Annotated in this window: 13 protein-coding genes and 1 pseudogene; 3 read left to right on the top strand and 11 right to left on the bottom strand. The window is 41.2% G+C overall.

Annotated elements, in window-relative coordinates:
• Positions 1 to 6: 6 nt before the first annotated feature.
• From LC455_RS29955 to LC455_RS29925, 7 genes are all read right to left on the bottom strand, one after another.
• The gene (locus tag LC455_RS29955; protein WP_223596551.1) at positions 7 to 1,212 is read right to left on the bottom strand and encodes a class I SAM-dependent methyltransferase; all 1,206 of its coding nucleotides are present in this window, start codon (positions 1,210 to 1,212) and stop codon (positions 7 to 9) included.
• A 203-nt stretch (positions 1,213 to 1,415) separates the two neighbouring features.
• Entirely contained in the window at positions 1,416 to 2,315 is a 900-nt protein-coding gene (locus LC455_RS29950) for an RCC1 domain-containing protein (protein WP_223596549.1), read from the bottom strand.
• Positions 2,316 to 2,384: 69 nt separating this feature from the next.
• Positions 2,385 to 2,597, bottom strand: coding sequence for a hypothetical protein (locus LC455_RS29945; RefSeq protein ID WP_223596547.1), 213 nt, complete (start codon positions 2,595 to 2,597; stop codon positions 2,385 to 2,387).
• Positions 2,598 to 2,810: 213 nt separating this feature from the next.
• Positions 2,811 to 3,122 (bottom strand): Zn-ribbon domain-containing OB-fold protein, encoded by a 312-nt coding sequence (locus LC455_RS29940; protein ID WP_223596545.1) that lies wholly within the window; start codon positions 3,120 to 3,122, stop codon positions 2,811 to 2,813.
• A 2-nt stretch (positions 3,123 to 3,124) separates the two neighbouring features.
• Complete coding sequence (locus LC455_RS29935; RefSeq protein WP_223596544.1) at positions 3,125 to 4,261, bottom strand: thiolase C-terminal domain-containing protein; 1,137 nt, start codon at positions 4,259 to 4,261, stop codon at positions 3,125 to 3,127.
• A gap of 85 nt (positions 4,262 to 4,346) precedes the next feature.
• Positions 4,347 to 5,654: an MFS transporter gene (locus tag LC455_RS29930; protein ID WP_223596542.1), complete on the bottom strand. Its 1,308-nt coding sequence runs from the start codon at positions 5,652 to 5,654 to the stop codon at positions 4,347 to 4,349.
• 97 nt (positions 5,655 to 5,751) lie between these two features.
• Complete coding sequence (locus LC455_RS29925; RefSeq protein WP_223596541.1) at positions 5,752 to 7,323, bottom strand: AMP-binding protein; 1,572 nt, start codon at positions 7,321 to 7,323, stop codon at positions 5,752 to 5,754.
• Between the two features lie 288 nt (positions 7,324 to 7,611).
• Here LC455_RS29925 and LC455_RS29920 point away from each other — a divergent pair, with 288 nt between their 5' ends.
• Positions 7,612 to 8,211 carry a TetR/AcrR family transcriptional regulator gene (locus LC455_RS29920; protein ID WP_223596540.1) on the top strand — a complete coding sequence of 200 codons (600 nt, stop codon included), beginning with the start codon at positions 7,612 to 7,614 and terminating at the stop codon, positions 8,209 to 8,211.
• Positions 8,212 to 8,281: 70 nt separating this feature from the next.
• Here LC455_RS29920 and LC455_RS32130 read toward each other — a convergent pair whose 3' ends face one another.
• Both LC455_RS32130 and LC455_RS32125 read right to left on the bottom strand, forming a co-directional pair.
• Positions 8,282 to 9,217 carry an alpha/beta hydrolase gene (locus LC455_RS32130; protein ID WP_440446441.1) on the bottom strand — a complete coding sequence of 312 codons (936 nt, stop codon included), beginning with the start codon at positions 9,215 to 9,217 and terminating at the stop codon, positions 8,282 to 8,284.
• Between the two features lie 1,032 nt (positions 9,218 to 10,249).
• Positions 10,250 to 10,888 (bottom strand): annotated as a pseudogene (locus LC455_RS32125) (flavin-containing monooxygenase); the annotation flags it as partial.
• A gap of 351 nt (positions 10,889 to 11,239) precedes the next feature.
• Between LC455_RS32125 and LC455_RS29910 the strand changes: the two are divergent.
• Positions 11,240 to 11,947, top strand: coding sequence for a DNA alkylation repair protein (locus LC455_RS29910; protein WP_223596538.1), 708 nt, complete (start codon positions 11,240 to 11,242; stop codon positions 11,945 to 11,947).
• Between the two features lie 31 nt (positions 11,948 to 11,978).
• A complete protein-coding gene (locus LC455_RS29905; protein WP_223596537.1) occupies positions 11,979 to 12,284 on the top strand; it encodes a DUF3870 domain-containing protein in 306 nt (101 codons plus the stop codon).
• Positions 12,285 to 12,603: 319 nt separating this feature from the next.
• On the opposite strand, the gene LC455_RS29900 is transcribed toward LC455_RS29905, so the two are convergent.
• Complete coding sequence (locus LC455_RS29900) at positions 12,604 to 13,026, bottom strand: hypothetical protein (protein ID WP_223596536.1); 423 nt, start codon at positions 13,024 to 13,026, stop codon at positions 12,604 to 12,606.
• Positions 13,027 to 13,142: 116 nt separating this feature from the next.
• Entirely contained in the window at positions 13,143 to 15,680 is a 2,538-nt protein-coding gene (locus LC455_RS29895; protein ID WP_223596535.1) for a pectate lyase family protein, read from the bottom strand.
• Positions 15,681 to 16,214 lie beyond the last annotated feature (534 nt).

The following is a 16,214-nucleotide window of genomic DNA, read 5'->3' as shown; positions in this document are numbered from 1 at the left end:
AGATCTTTAATGCGGTAAGTCAGTTAACATAATATATTTATTGTCTTCTAAATTATCATACTGAACCATTGGTCCCAAGTGACTAAACTGCCCCATTGCTTCTTTTATCAGCGATTGGGCGTCTACGTATGCCCCTGCTGGAAGAATATCCAAGTGACGATGCCCCATGTTTCCATAACTATAGACAAGCAGAAAACCCTTCGTCTCCCAAATTTCAAATCGAAACACATGCCAGTGGTTGGGCACATCCAGATAATAGCCTGATTTAAATGTTTTCTTCCCCAACCGATTGTAGGCAAACTCAGCTTTTGCCCCGCTGTAAGATTTCCCGGCCTCTAATACTATTAAATGATCTTTCGTATAAAAGTACTCCATACCTTCTAGGGTTGCTAATCCTGTCTCCCTTTTTGTCACCACAACAATCGGCGAACGCTTATCCGTTCCAAACTCATTATAGTCGATGAAGTCGCATTCATCCCATTGGACATGCAGGTTTGCTTGGTTCAGTGAATTTGCCCATTTCCCAAGGTCTGCGGGATTTTCCAATCGCTCAAAAGAGAGATAGGTGCCATCCGCAGTTAACAAATCATCGACTACATGTAAGTATCTCCAGTTTCCATAAGTTGGATTTTCTTTCAAGTAATCTGGCAGCGACCAATACTTTGGGAAGAATATAGGCCCCATAATTTCATGAAAGGTTCGCACAGAAATAATGAGATCAATAGAATTCATCAAAAAACGTTCCCTTAAATCCAAAAAATCGATTCGATAAAAGCTCACATTTGCAAGTCCGAGCTGCTTAGCCAACTCGTTGGCACACTGAATTCCATTCTCCGACTGATCGATTCCAATGATCTCCGCATCCGGAAAACGAGTAGCGTACCAGCATGCCAATAACCCATTATCACAACCGATTTCCAAAATTCGCTTAGGCTTCAGTTGTTTTTGCTGGTTAATCCAAGTCAGGATAGACTTATGATAGGACATCGTCCATGATTCCACTGCCAAACTGAAAGGCAATGTAGCATTCTTTACCTCATAAAAGTTCCCCTGCTTTTCACGGCAAAGTAACGGTTCAAGTTCCTCGGCCAAGACTGAATCTACTCCCCTAACGTGCTTCCAATAGCTGCGCTTGCTTTTACAGTCCTTGATTCTCAGTGTCTTATAATAGGCTGAAATACTTGGTTTGCTTTGTTTCGTTTCGATTGGCATGGTTTATCTCCAGTTTTGTTAAATTATTACTACATATTAGGACTTGGTCTCAAAAATGATTATTTTTATTATAATAGGTATTTGTTAATTTTTCAAAAAATTTCTTTATTAATATCAAGTAGCTGAAAGTTTATTATTAGGATAAACCCAACTGAGCATAAAAAGAGACTGATCGGAATTACCGTTCAGTCCATAAAAAAATCTTACACAATACCGGGCAGTTGGATGTCACGCCAGCCGCTTACATCGCATTGGCCAAATTCATTATCGCCCACAGCAAGCATCGTGCCGTCCGATTTAAGCCCGACGGTATGGGCACAACCCGCCGCAATTGCTACAATTTCACGCCAATCACTAACATTACATTGGCCATATTTATTCCAACCCACAGCCGCCACAGTACCGTCCGATTTAAGGCCGATGGTATGACTACTACCCGCTGCAATCGCCACAATACCGCGCCATCCGCTTACATCGCATTGGTCATGTTTATTCAAGCCCACAGCCGTCACCGTGCCGTCCGATTTAAGACCGATTGTATGAAGATAACCCGCCGAAACCGCCACAATATCGGACCAGCCGCTCACATTGCATTGGCGGTACCGATTATTACCCACAGCCGTCACCGTGCCGTCCAATTTAAGAGCGATGGTATGCCAGTCACCCGCCGCGACCGCCACAATATCCTGCCAGCCACTTACATTGCATTCACCTTCATAATTTCGGCCCACTGCTACCACCGTGCCATCCGATTTAAGCCCAATGGTATGACACCAACCCGCCGCAACCGCTTCAATATCGTGCCAGTTTTTTACCTCGCATTGGTTATGCTTATTCCAACCCACAGCCGCCACAGTACTGTCCGATTTAAGGCCGATTGTATGAGCATTACCCGTGTTGGTCGCCATATGAACATTACCAGCCGCGACCGCCACAATATCGCGCCAGCCGCTTACATCACATTGGCCATATTTATTATCACCTACAGCCGTCACCGTACCGTCCGATTTAAGTCCAACGGTATGACGACGCCCCGCTGTTACGGTATCTTTTGGCCACCGTTTCACCTTTAACACCGCTTCTTTCGGTGAAATGTAATCCATATCTTACCTCCTTGAATATAAGCAACCCTGTAGTAACCTGCCAAGGATATGTAACTTTACGGTTGCTCGTCAAATGTAAGCAACTGTATGGTTGTATGATAGAGGAATCATATTTAACTGTCCTTGAAACCTTATTGGGAAATCCCAGTCACTATTGATAATCGTTTCATGAAGTTGTTTATAATCTTCTTTTAACGTGAATGGAATGATAAATACGGTTTTACTTTTATTGAGATTTACATTTAATACTGTTTCATTTTGAACTTCACAGGACAGCAGCAATTTAAAATCAACCTCCGAATTTCTTCTTGGTACTTTTTAAAAGGTCATTCCAATTCAGTTTATAGTATATTAGGAAACCATGCTCAATGCACTAGTTATTACCAAAATAATACTACTATCATACTAATTTTCAAATAAATCCATTTACTAGTAAAAGTGAAAAAGAAAAAGACGTTTCCAAAAGGAAACGGCCCATGAGTTAACCTTCTGCAATTAACATTTTTCAAATACAAAAGTATTGTCAAAATATGAAATGCATTTTACTTTATCATCAATCGCAACTTGATCTGTTACCCGTCCAATCACTCGAAGTCCTTCTGATAATTCTATTAAGGCGACTGAATATGGGGTGAGATGAGAAAACTCTTTTGAAGAAACATGGATCGTAGTATGTGAAAAAATCTTTCCTTCACCACTAATATTTTTTTGAAGAAATTCGTTATTTTTACAGTTTGGGCAAATCCATTTACGTTGGACAAACTTTTTTTCACAATGTGCACATTCATATACTTGAATCATTTCCATGTCTAGTTCACCCCTTCAAATATATGGACGGTTGAATAGGCCCCCGTACCACCAAGGTTTTGAGCCAATCCAATGTTTGCCCCTTCTACCTGATTGCAGCTTGTACCGCGAAGCTGGGAAACAATTTGATAGATTTGTGCAAGACCAGTCGCCCCGATCGGATGCCCTTTAGAAAGCAGACCACCGCTTGTATTCACAGGTACTTTTCCTCCATGCTTTGTTAGTCCCATCTCTACTGCTTCCCAGCCAAAACCTTTTTTGAAAAAGCCTAGTTCTTCAATGGCTATTATTTCAGTCATCGAGAAACAATCGTGCAATTCTACTACATCAATATCCTCAGGCCCAAGCCCGGCAATTTGATAGGCACGATTCGCCGACTCTTTTATCGCCGGAAAACTTAATACATCTTCTGCCTCCTGCAACTGGGTACTACCAGAAGCCTGTGCGGATGCCCGAACAATTACCCCTTTTTCTCCTTTTGAAAGGACAATAGCAACAGCCCCATCTGTTGTGGGGGAGCAATCAAATAGGCCTAGAGGATCAGTTATAATCCTTGCATTCATAATTTCTTCCAAACTCGTCGGGCTTTTAAATTGTGCAATAAGATTGTTAGTCGCGTACTCTCGATTTTTCAAAGCAACCATTGCTAAATGCTTCTTTGATGCACCCGTTTCATAAAAATATCGATTGGCCAGCATGCCAAAAAATCCTGGGAAGGTCAATCCGGCATGTTTTTCATTCGAATCATTATCCATTGCTGCATTTATGGCCCTTGTCGAATCCTCTGTTGTGGCATGTTTCATTTTCTCCACACCAGCTATTAAAACATGTTCATATTCACCACTTTGAATCATTAGGAATGCCTGTCGAAAAGCAATGCCACCTGACGCACAAGCTCCCTCTACTTTAACAGCTGGGATAGCCCCCAACCCCAAATCATTCACTGTGATTGCTCCTAAAATTTCTTGATTGCATAAAGAACCGGACATGAAATTTCCGATATAAACCGCATCTATTTTAGGGAAGTTTGCCTCCCTTAATGCATCCAGACAAGCGTCAAGTAGTAAGGTTTTTAATGAGGTGTTTTCATGTTTTCCGAACGGGGTAATCCCCAATCCTGATACTGCAACTTTATTCATTCGGTACTCTCCCTCATGGCAATTATTTTTTATTAAAATTCCACCAGCGGATAAACACTGATGGAATTTTCTCTACCCTAACTTATTAGATTGATATTTTCTTATTATTAATTGGTTTTACATTACTATCCTCATACTTCGAAATCTTTCTTGTATCAGGCACAAAAAATGAAAGGATGAGAGAAAAAGCAAACCCGGCCATCATCAATCCCCCAAAGGCCATTGGTGAAGGTCCAAACTTTTCTAGCATTGGTGTCCAAATCATTGGTCCAAAACCGGCAAGCGCGGCGGAAACCTGGTAACCGAATGATAACCCCGTATAGCGTACTTTCGCAGGAAACAGTTCTGAAAAGATGGTTCCCTGTGTAGAAAAGATCGCCGCCCAGACAACTCCCAAGAGAATAACCTGCATAAAATAGAAAGAAATAGGTCCCTTTGAAATATTGCTAAAGTAAGGAATCGCAAGTACAAGGAACGCAACTAATGAGCTGATATAAATAATCTTCCTGCCAATAAAATCGGAAAGATAACCAATTAACGGGATTGTAATAATCATGGTGGCACAGCCGATTGTGACACCGGTTAAGGCAACTTCTCTAGAGTAACCTAAATGTGTAGTGGCGTAGACAAGAATAAAAGACATAGAAAAAACATTGAACATTCCGTCACCAAGCTTCAAACCAATTAAGTGAAAGACGCTTTTCGCATTGTTGCGAAAGGTTTCGACAACGGGAACCTTAGCCAGTTCCCCACTTTCTTTTTGCTTCTTAAAAGCAGGCGTCTCTTCAATACCGTTTCGAATCCAAAGTGCTAAAACAATGAGTACTGCACTAAAAAGGAACGGAACTCTCCAGCCCCATGCCAAAAATTGCGCATCTGTCGTTACTGAACTAATAAAGGTAAAACTAAACGTCCCAAGTACTAATCCTAATGGGACACCGAGTTGAGGAATAGAGCCATAAAGTCCACGAAGTCCTTTTGGTGCATATTCAGTGGCCAATAAAACAGCTCCACCCCATTCCCCTCCAAGGGCAATTCCCTGGATCAGACGAAGGAGAACCAAAATAATTGGGGCTAAGAGTCCAACCTGTTCATAGGTCGGAACGAGACCAATAAGCAAGGAGCTGCCTCCCATTCCGAGAAGCGTTAACATGAGACTGGCTTTCCTTCCTAAACGGTCGCCATAATGGCCAAAAATCAGACTGCCGATTGGCCTCGCTGCATAACCTACTCCGAATGTCGCAAAAGCTAAAAGAAGTGCGATGGCAGGATCTGCGCTTGGAAAAAAGAGTTTGGAAAATACTAATCCAGTAGCAGTACCATACAAATAAAAATCATACCATTCAATGACTGACCCAGAAACGCTTGCAAATAGAACACGAGCTTTGTTCATAAAGCTACCCCTTTCAGCAATATCTGCTTTGAATAAGATTCAATGTTTTCACATAGATAAATAGGAATAATAGCTGTAATAGATAAAATTATGGCTATCAGGAAGTTTGAGCTGCCTCTAGGTAATTTTTTCGTAAAATGTGCTTTTGAATTTTACCGACTGAGGTGCGAGGAAACTCATCAATGAATTCAATCGTATCGGGTACTTTGAATTTTGCTAACCTTTCACGGCAATAAAGAATCATTTCTTCCTTTGAAATGGAAGAGTTCTCTCTTAAAATCACATAGGCGATAATGGCTTCATCACGCATCTCATCAGGGATTCCAATGACAGCCGCTTCGTATACTTCCGGATGTTCAGCAAGAACACTTTCAACCTCGTTAGCAGCAACATTTTCTCCTGCACGCTTAATCATATCCTTAATACGGTCTACAAAATAAAAGTAACCGTCATCTCCTAATCTTGCATTATCACCGGTGTACAGCCACCCATCCATTAAGGTCTCTGCCGTAGCATCCGGGTTTTTAAAATATCCTTTCATCAAGGTACGTCCCGGAACTCCTTTTACGGTGATTTGTCCCGTTTCACCATTTTGAACTTCATAACCGTCTTCATCGACGATTTTTACTTCATATCCAATGGTGGGTTTCCCAATGCTCATGTTTTTACGTGATCCATCGATTGGGTTCATCAAAGGGACACCTACCGTTTCTGTCATTCCGTACATCTGCAATAATCTGACCTGATAATTTTCTTCAAATTTCTTTAATTGCTCTTCCGTAACGGATTGAGCAAACCAAATAGCTCTTAAGGAGTTTTGACGATCTGCAGGGTCAAATTCTTTTGCAAGAATCATTCGGATTGGAGCAGCAAACAGGGAGCCAACCGTTGCTGCGAAACCAATAGCCTGTTTAAAATACCTTGATGCACTAAATTTTTCTGTAATGGCAATACTTGCTCCGACCACAAGGGCTGACATCGTAGAATAATACTGTGCATTTCCATGGAACAATGGTAGAACGATGAATTGCCGATCATCTGGAGTCAGACGAATGGATTTTGACATTAGCTCACCAGTATAAATATAATTTGCATGAGTGATTTGAACGCCCTTTGGCTTTGAAGTTGTACCAGAAGTATAAAGCATTGCCGCAACATCTTCTGAATCTAGAGGAATAGTAGGAGTCTCTGCGCTGGCATTAGCAATCAAGCGGTTTAAATTTTGCTTGTCACATTCTTCTTTTTCGTAGCGCGCTAATAAAATCTCTTTTAGATACGGCAAATTTTTACGATTACTGGTAAACTTGTCCAAATACTCTTCTTCTGTTATAAGAAGAACGGACTCCGAATGATTCAGGATATATTCCATTTCATCTCCAGAGGACAAAATATTTGTTGGAACCATGATTGCTCCAATATTGGCAAGTGCAAACCAGGAAGTCATAAACTCGAGGCAGTTCGGCAGATGCAAGGTAACATGTTGGCCTTTCACTACACCCAATTGAAGGAACACATCACATAGACGATTCACTTGTTCAGCAAATTCACCGTAGGTTAGTTCGAACTTTTTTTGGTCTTGATCCTCAAACAGCAGAAACGTTTTATCACGATTCATTTCTACTTTTTCTTTCAACAAATCTCGTAACGTCCTGTTGCCGACAATATCCATAGACTTTTCCCCCTTTTCTTTTTTTGTCTCTTCATCTCGTATGAAGCGGTTACATTTTAACTAAAAATGAATTTCACAGACTATAGTCTGTAATTTATTTTATATAACCGACTTAGTACCGTCAATACATTTTTTAAATATTCAAAATTATAATAAAATTAGATAAACTTAAATATTTTCGCATCTTTGTTGACTGAACTTTTTTTCTAATTGTATTGAATTTTATCGGTTTTCATTTTTTAATAATAAGTAAGCCCTTACATTGTGAAGTTCAAAAGGAGAGTTCTAATGTCCCCTTCTCTAAGACAACAAAAAGCACTGCAAACTAAGCAGCGGATCGTGGCGGCAGCATTGGATCTCTTTAGCAAAAAAGGATTCGATCATGTCACAGTGGATGAAATTGTACAGGTTAGTAACACCTCCAAAGGTGCATTCTATGTACACTTTAATTCGAAATATGAAATCTTCCTTGAAAAGTTCAAAGAAATCGACGAGTTTTATGAAAATTTCACAGAAACACTCCCAAAGGAAATGGGGTCCTATGAAAAAATTCTTCTTTTAACTAAATCCCAAATGATTTATTTAAAAGACTGCCTAGGAATCGATTTAATACGGACCGTATATATGAGTGCTTTAATTCCCAATCAGCCAAAATTCCTTTCTAATACCGATCGGACTCTTTTTAAAATTGTTCACTCATTTGTTCACGAAGGTCAAGAAAATGGGGAGTTTAAGAAATATTTATCTTCCCAGGAAATTACGATGCTGATAACACGCTGTATGAGAGGCACCCTATACGATTGGGCATTATTTGGTGAGGAATTTGACCTTGTAGAAGAAAGTCAAAAGTTCATTCGGACGATCTTAAGTGGGATGTTAAAAAAGTAGATAACTGAGAAGAATGGAAAACCCCTTGCTAATGCAAGGGGTTAAATGATTTTATTAAACTTACAATCTATCAAATAGTTTTTACAACTTGAAAAGCATGCTTTAGAGCATTGGCAGCCTGATTGATGGCTGCATTCCCTTGCACCAACACCCCTGGCATCCAGAAGAATCCGTGGATCATGCCGTCATAGCGTGTCGCTTCAACGGGTACACCCGCTGCTTTTAGACGTTCCGCATAGGCCTCTCCTTCATCACGCAACGGATCAAACCCGGCGGTGATCACGAGCGCTGGCGGAAGTCCGCTTAAGTCTTCAGCCAATAATGGCGAAGCATACGGATTTTTACCGTCCTGATCATCACGTAGATAATGATTCCAGAACCATACCATCGTATTCTTTGTTAAAAAGTAACCATTTGCATTTTCACGATAGGATTCCGTTTCATATGAATGATTGGTTACCGGATATATGAGCATTTGATACGCAAGAGATGGTCCACCCTGCTCACGAGCCATTAAGGCCACGACCGCCGCAAGGTTTCCGCCTGCACTGTCACCGCCAACGGCAATCCGTTCAGGATCTGCCTGAATGGATGCTGCATGTTCTGCTACCCACTTAACTGCTGCATATGAATCTTCAGCAGCTGTTGGGAATTTATGCTCCGGTGCTAATCGGTAATCAACAGATACCACCACACAGCCAGCCCTGTTGGCTAACATACGGCAAGGTACATCAACGGTGTCCAAATTGCCGATCACCCAGCCTCCGCCATGATAGTAAACCAATGCAGGGAATGGCCCTTCCCCGGCAGGCGTATAGATCCGGACAGGAATTTCTCCTCCCGGCACCGGAATCGTCCTGTTTTCGACCTTCGCAACATCTTCCGGAGGTCCTGCTAAAAGACGGAAATCAGCACCCAGCCTCGCTTGGTCAGGAGTCAGCAACTCTAATGGCGGAGCCCCTGCAGATTCTAATTGTTTTAAAATAAACCACGCTTGCGGATCAATATTCGACCTAAAAAATCCTTCCTTCACAAAGCTTTCATCCCTACCTTTGGAAGACAAAACGGAAGTAAACCCTTCATAGCCCCTAGCCGCTACATCATCACAAATGATACGATACAACCCGACCCCGCCGGCAAAGGCAAGGAATCCCCGCGGCTTGCCTTCAATATTGGCTCCCATATACCATGAATCTGTTTTGGTTAACAGTGACATGTCAGCGATGGCCCGGCATTGCTGGCTCCAGAATTCCTCTGCCTCTACGGTTGCCTCGAAGGCTTCCAAATGGTGATCACGAAGATAATCAATACAATCCGCAACCCAGTCCACATGCTGCTCAATAGATACCATCATGTTGCTTAGTACCGATGGACTCTGCGGACCAGTCAGCATAAACATGTTCGGGAAGCATGAGGTTGCGAGTCCCAGGTACGTCTTCAACTCAGCGCCGTCTGCCCACTTCTCTTTTAGCGAAAGATCATTCTTCCCGCGAATATCTATGTTAAACAATGGACCTGTCATGGCATCGAAGCCGGTTGCAAACACGAGTACATCCAGTTCGTAATCCGCCTCTGCCGTTTTGATTCCATTTGGGGTAATTTCCATAATAGGAGCAGCTTTTATATCAACAAGTGAGACATTTTCTCGGTTATAGGTTTCAAAATAGTCGGTATCAATGATTGGTCGTTTGGTAGCGTAAAAATAGGTTGGCATTAGCTTTTGAGCTACTTCGGGGTCTTGAACAATTTGCTTGATCTTGGAGCGGATAAAGGATGCGGCGGTTTCATTCGCTTCAGGCAGTATACCGATGTCATTGTAGTTGTAGGTAAGAGAGAATAATCCACCCTCCTGCCAAGCCTTTTCATATAGTCGCTCCCGTTCTTCTGGAGAATCCTCCAGGGCGGATCGCATCCGTGGTCCGGACGGTACACCATGCATGGAGAAACGCATGAGTTTTTTCAGTTCTCCATAGTTTTCACGTGTTTGTCCGATTGTTTCTGAGTCAAGCGAATGATTTTGCGCCGGACAGCTGTACTGTGGGGTCCGCTGAAAGACGGTGAGGTGGCCAGCTTCTTTTGCAATCATCGGGATCGCTTGAATTCCGCTTGAGCCGGTTCCAATCACTCCTACACGCTTGCCATTAAAGTCGACGTTTTCATGCGGCCATCTTCCCGTATGATACATTTCGCCTTTGAAGGAATCTACTCCCTTAAACTTTGGTATGTTGGATGAAGAAAGGCAGCCTAACGCGGTGATAAAGTACTCAGCGATGACTCTTGTGCCATCTTCCATGCGAATCTCCCAGTTACGGTTTTGTTCATTGTAACGGGCAGCGGTAATCCGTGTTTGGAATTGAATGTCCCGCCTTAGATCCAGTTTATCTGCCACAAAATTTATGTAGCTTAATATTTCCGGCTGCTCAGCGTATCTGGACGACCATGTCCATTCCTTCAAAATCTCTTCTGAAAAAGTATAATTATAGTAGATACTTTCAATGTCACAACGTGCGCCAGGGTAACGGTTCCAGTACCAGGTGCCCCCGACATCTTCCCCTGCTTCATAAACGCGAACCGAATAACCGGCCTCCCGCAGTTTATGCAGCATATACAATCCAGAAAAACCAGCCCCAACTACAACAGCATCCAACACTTGAACGTTTTGTTGATTTAAAGCCATTCTCAAATCACTCCCTTAAAATAAAATGGTACATTGGAGTTATTAATTGTAAGCGCTATCAATATTATTCTGCCTAGATCATCAAAACTCCTTTTGACCTGGTAATTTTTCCAAAACTTTCTAAAATGAAGACTACCAAATATCTCTATGCTTGTTTTATTTTAAATATTCCGAGCTTGTTTTTTGACCTGCCTTTCTTATTATTCTTCCATACATGTGGAATAAATGGTATATTACGAATATACGTTCTGAATGCTGTTAATGGCGCAACTTTTTTTAATTTGGCAGGAATACGGAATTAATTTCAAGAAATTATGAAGATATGCTTTTGGAGAAAGGAAGTGCAAAACAATGGATTTCGAATTGGTTATGCAGGAACTGGAAGCACTCGGCAAGGAACGACTTAAAAAAATGTACATAAGCAATGGTGCACACGAACCGCTTTTTGGTGTGGCTACAGGCGCCATGAAGCCGCTCGCAAAGCAAATCAAGAAAAATCAGCCTTTGGCCGAGGAGCTTTACGCCACCGGAAATTACGATGCTATGTATTTTGCAGGTGTCATAGCAGACCCAAAGGCAATGACGGAGGCAGATTTTGACCGTTGGATCGATGCGGCGTATTTTTATATGATTTCCGATTATGTCGTTGCCGTAACTTTGGCAGAAACCGACATTGCCCAAACTGTGGCAGATAAATGGATTGCTAGCGGTGAAGAACTGAAAATGTCAGCTGGATGGAGCTGTTATTGCTGGCTATTGGGTAATCGCAAAGACAGTGAATTTAACCCAAGCAAGCTTGCCAAAATGCTCGATCAGGTAGAAAAGACAATTCACGATTCTCCTGATCGAACAAAGTCTGCGATGAGTAATTTTATTTATACCGTCGGAGTATCCTATTTACCGCTTCATGAGAAAGCGGTTGAAACCGCAAAGGCTGTTGGTCCAGTTGAAATTAAGCGGGACCAGAAAAAAAGCAGTATCCTGCTTGCTTCCGAAAATATTCAAAAAGAAATAGACAGAGGAAAGCTTGGTTTCAAACGCAAATATGTAAGGTGTTAGCATCATTTGTAGATTTTAGGAGTGGAATAAGATGAATACAATATTTATCGCTGGTCATGCTAAGCTTCCTACGGGCATGGCTGCCAAAAATGTTTTTGAAACATTAACCATTACGGCCGAAATCGATAAACATTATGGAGTAATTGTGGATGCTTCCTGTACACTGGCTACCGAACATGGCAGGGAGTATGTCTCCAGGCTCCTAAAAGGCCATAGCTTACGCAATGGAATAGAACTCCCTCTTGATCAGTTAAAAAAAGGCTATTTAGGAAAAGCAAATAATGCCCTGATTGCGGCATTAAAAGACCTATATAAGCAATACGAATCTCTTACTTAAAAAATAAAACGTTACAAGAATGGTAACGGGTTCCGTTGACGGGAGAAACAATATAATCAGATAACAATTAGAAGACCAATTAGTATATATTTTTGGTCTTTTTTTGTACTAACAAACCTGCCCCGCTGGTAGAATAAGAACCATCCATAAATCTCAAGGATTTTCCTTCTTAGTTAGTTCAACAAGCAAAAAGATCGCCGCAGCGAACTTCTTCTTCAACTCTTGCACCAGATAGTTGAAGAAGGAATCCAATAAAGGTTTGACATTAATTTCGTAAAACTTTTTTTTCTTCCCAAACTTGCATCAAGTTTTTGTGGTACTACTTTGGCTTTTCAATTAAAATCCAATCAATTGAATGTGCGGTTTTTGGCATCCATTTCTTATGGCGAATTCTTATTTGTTCATGATTTGTATAATGAGGATAAATTACAGTAGACTTTGAAAAACTGGCAGAACTACTTTTAAAATACTGAATGTCTTCAATTTCGTCCCAATAAATCTTATTACCTTTTAGGTCAATTACAATTCCTTCATCATCCCAATAAAACCCTTTGCCTTCATTTCTTTTTCGCCAAAGGTAAATGGAATAACCAATAGTAAAAATTGAAAAAATAAACAACAATAATAGCACAATTGGGGCATCCCTTAAACCCAAAAGGCAAAAAATACATAATAATATTCCAGCCACCATAAAAACTACAATTAATAGTAGAGATATTCTGTACATTCTCGCTTGTTCCAAAAAAATAACAACACCTTTAAAATCAATTTAATTTATTGTTATTTTAACAGATGCATAGATCGACGCAAAAAAAAAGAATCGGCTCTACCTAAAGGCAAAGCCAAATCTTTTTCTACTTATTCTACAATATAAATCTCGCGAACTTGTGTATTGCCTTTTGTATCAACGTATACGTTATATCGGCCTATTTTATAGGTTCCAGCCGAGTTGTTTTTAATTTTCAGCGTTGCCTTCAGCGGATCCGCGTCGTTTGTCGTTCCATCGAAATAAGTTTCATTAATCGTAATGATCAACTCATTTTCATTACCATTTAGATTGTTGACTACTGCCGATGGAATTGCTTCCTTTACTGTATCCACCACAAACACATCTGACCATTCACTGGAGCCAAAGGCGTTAAGGGCACGGACTCTGAATTGATAGACCTCGCCATTTGAAGCTTCTGCAAGTATCGCTTTCAAATGAGCGAACTGATCGATGTCTTGGGTAATATATCTCTTAGGGAGGGCATTGTGCACAACCTGTTTTAGTGTTTTCCACTTACCATTACCTTGATCCCACTGAATTTCATAGCTTTCAGTTAAGACATCCTTGTTCTCCCAATCGATAGTAAAGGTATTATCGTAGACAACAACCTTGTTGTTGGAAATACTTTGGTCGTTGATTACGACGTTTGAAATAATAGGAGCCACAGGAGTTTCTGTAGGAGCCAATTTAGGCATTACGCCGGAATATGTTTCAATATGAGTTCTCAAAGCCGCCACGTCATCTGAAGTTTCTGTTGACCATACCTTGGTATTGTCTGTTGGTCTGAATGCCCAATCCAATTGCGCCGCAAGGACGTTGCCTCCGGTAGCTGTCATAGGAGGATTAGTTGTGGTCGAACCTTTGGCAACCACAACGCCAATGTCAAGCTTTGGATCAAAGAACGTGTGAGGCCCATCATACACAATGTTTGGTTGAAGGTTTAAAGCCGCCTGCTTAAGACTATCAAGATCCGCGTCCGTGATTTTAATAGCATCTTCGCCGGTGCCATAAGTCATTACATCTGAAGGATTTCTAAAATCTTCTACACTTTCAGGGAAATCGCCTTCAGTTACTACCTCTTTTGTGATGATAAAGCCGGGTTGGTCACCAAATAAATGATTAAATCCAGCATTAGCGGTATCGGATTCACCAGGTCCAGGTAAATAATCAATAGGCGCAAATCCTCTTGCATGACCCTGACGGCTTCTAATAAACGGGAAATTGACGTTGTCAAAAATATTCCCTTCCGCCCATATGTTGGCATTGTGGCCCGCGCCAATACCATAACCTGTATTTCTTCCTTTTAGCTGATTATGATATGGGTGTCCCTGAATGTCTTCGTACAAGTTGTTAAACACATGAAGTCTACCACCGCGCACACGTGGGGTTCTTTCTTCCGAGCCTTCGAACCAATTGTGATCGATAGTTCCATAGTGAGGGTCCATTTCACTGGCATTGCCGCCAATCAGCATGGCTTTGCTACTTCCTTCATAGTGATTGTAAGAAACCGTGTAGTTTCTTAAATTATTTGATATATCTGTTGAGCCGTCTCCCTTGGCATTGTCCGGGTCGTGGCCTAATGCAAGATACCTGTTCTGCCCGTATCCAAAGGTATTGTTATGAATCCACACGTTAGAAGCCCTTACATTTACGCCACCCCCATTAGCAACTATGGCGCTTGCGTATTGTTGGCCGAATGTAAGATTTCTGATTACCACATTGTGAGACCCCCCGGTGTTTATACCCCACCCAAAGATCGTGGCATCAGGACCAACGCCTTCAAACGTAATGTTTCCGTTTCCAGAATTAACCCTAAGCATACGGTTGGAATCCACTCCCGGAGGCGCTTGAGTTCCAGAGTTTGAAACGCTCGTATTAACTCTTTCAAAAGATCCGACAGTGCCTAAAAATCGAATGATAAGAGGTGTTTTCTCATTAGGTGCACCTTCTCTTTTTGCAATGACATTTGGTGTACTATTATTAGGACCAGCAAGGGTTTCCCTCATATTTTCATGGGTCACATAGATAATCGTGGCGTTAGGATCCACTCGTCCATCGGGTAAGTATCCGCCGATTGCCCCATCAAGTGCGAAATCATTACTTCCGGAAAAACCATTGCTGTCGTTGGACGGTAAAAATGCCGCACCATTACGCACGAAAGAGCATGTTTTAAGATTGGTAAATGTATGGATAATAGTACCATTCTCGTCTCTAACCTGAATTTCATATTCACCTTGAGGTAGGCCTGGAATATCGACCCGCCAAGTGTTTCTGGCTGGATCGACAACACGCACCAATTTCGCGTTTGCCGAGTCGTTTACTAATGTCCAATCCTCTAACCAGCCAGTAATTTGACTACCGTCGCGCCAGTCAATGACATTAGTCCCTCTCACATATACTTCATATTTTGCCTCACTTCTGCCCGTCCACGTAGCAAATGCCGTTTCGAACCAGGTTCCGGCTTCGTTGGCAACTAGTTCATTAGAAGCCGCCGACTTCGGCGAATCATTAGCGAAAACCGGCACGTACCCGAATGATGAAAACGCCAACGTCGTGGCTAAAGCGATGCTGATTCCTTTCTTTACTAAAGCGATACTGATTCCTTTCTTTACTTTTGAAGAAAACATTTTGATACCCCTCTCCTTACTCGTTCGATACCAAGGCCAATATTACCCTTGGTTATCTTCTTTTTTTCACCGTTTTGCTTTCGACCGACGTTTCAGTAACTCCACTTGAAGTATCCATCTGATTTTCTCCTATCTTGATTTCATTCTAATGAAAACGGTTTCTTTGATAAATTAAAGATTTTAAGATTTTTGATTAAAATTTTAAGATATTATGGAATTTTATCCATTATGTAACAATCCGTTAACCGCTTTCGCTAAAATAATTTATTACTATCTTTCTAATACGATAAAATGACAAATTGTCTACATTTTTTTACTATTTTTGCTTTTTTACACATTTTCTTTACATTTGAATTAATTTCATAATTCCTTATTTAAAAAATTACAGACAAAAAAGGGCCCCTTTGAATGTAATGCACCCCAAAAGTTAGAGGAAAATCTGACTCTTGGGGTGTTTTTTATGGCTAAATATAGTGATGAGTTTAAGCTCATGGTTGTAAAAGAATACAAAGAAGGTACTTTAGGACATAAGCT

It is taken from the genome of Neobacillus bataviensis (assembly GCF_019969725.1).
This window is presented reverse-complemented; position numbering and strand designations above follow the sequence as displayed.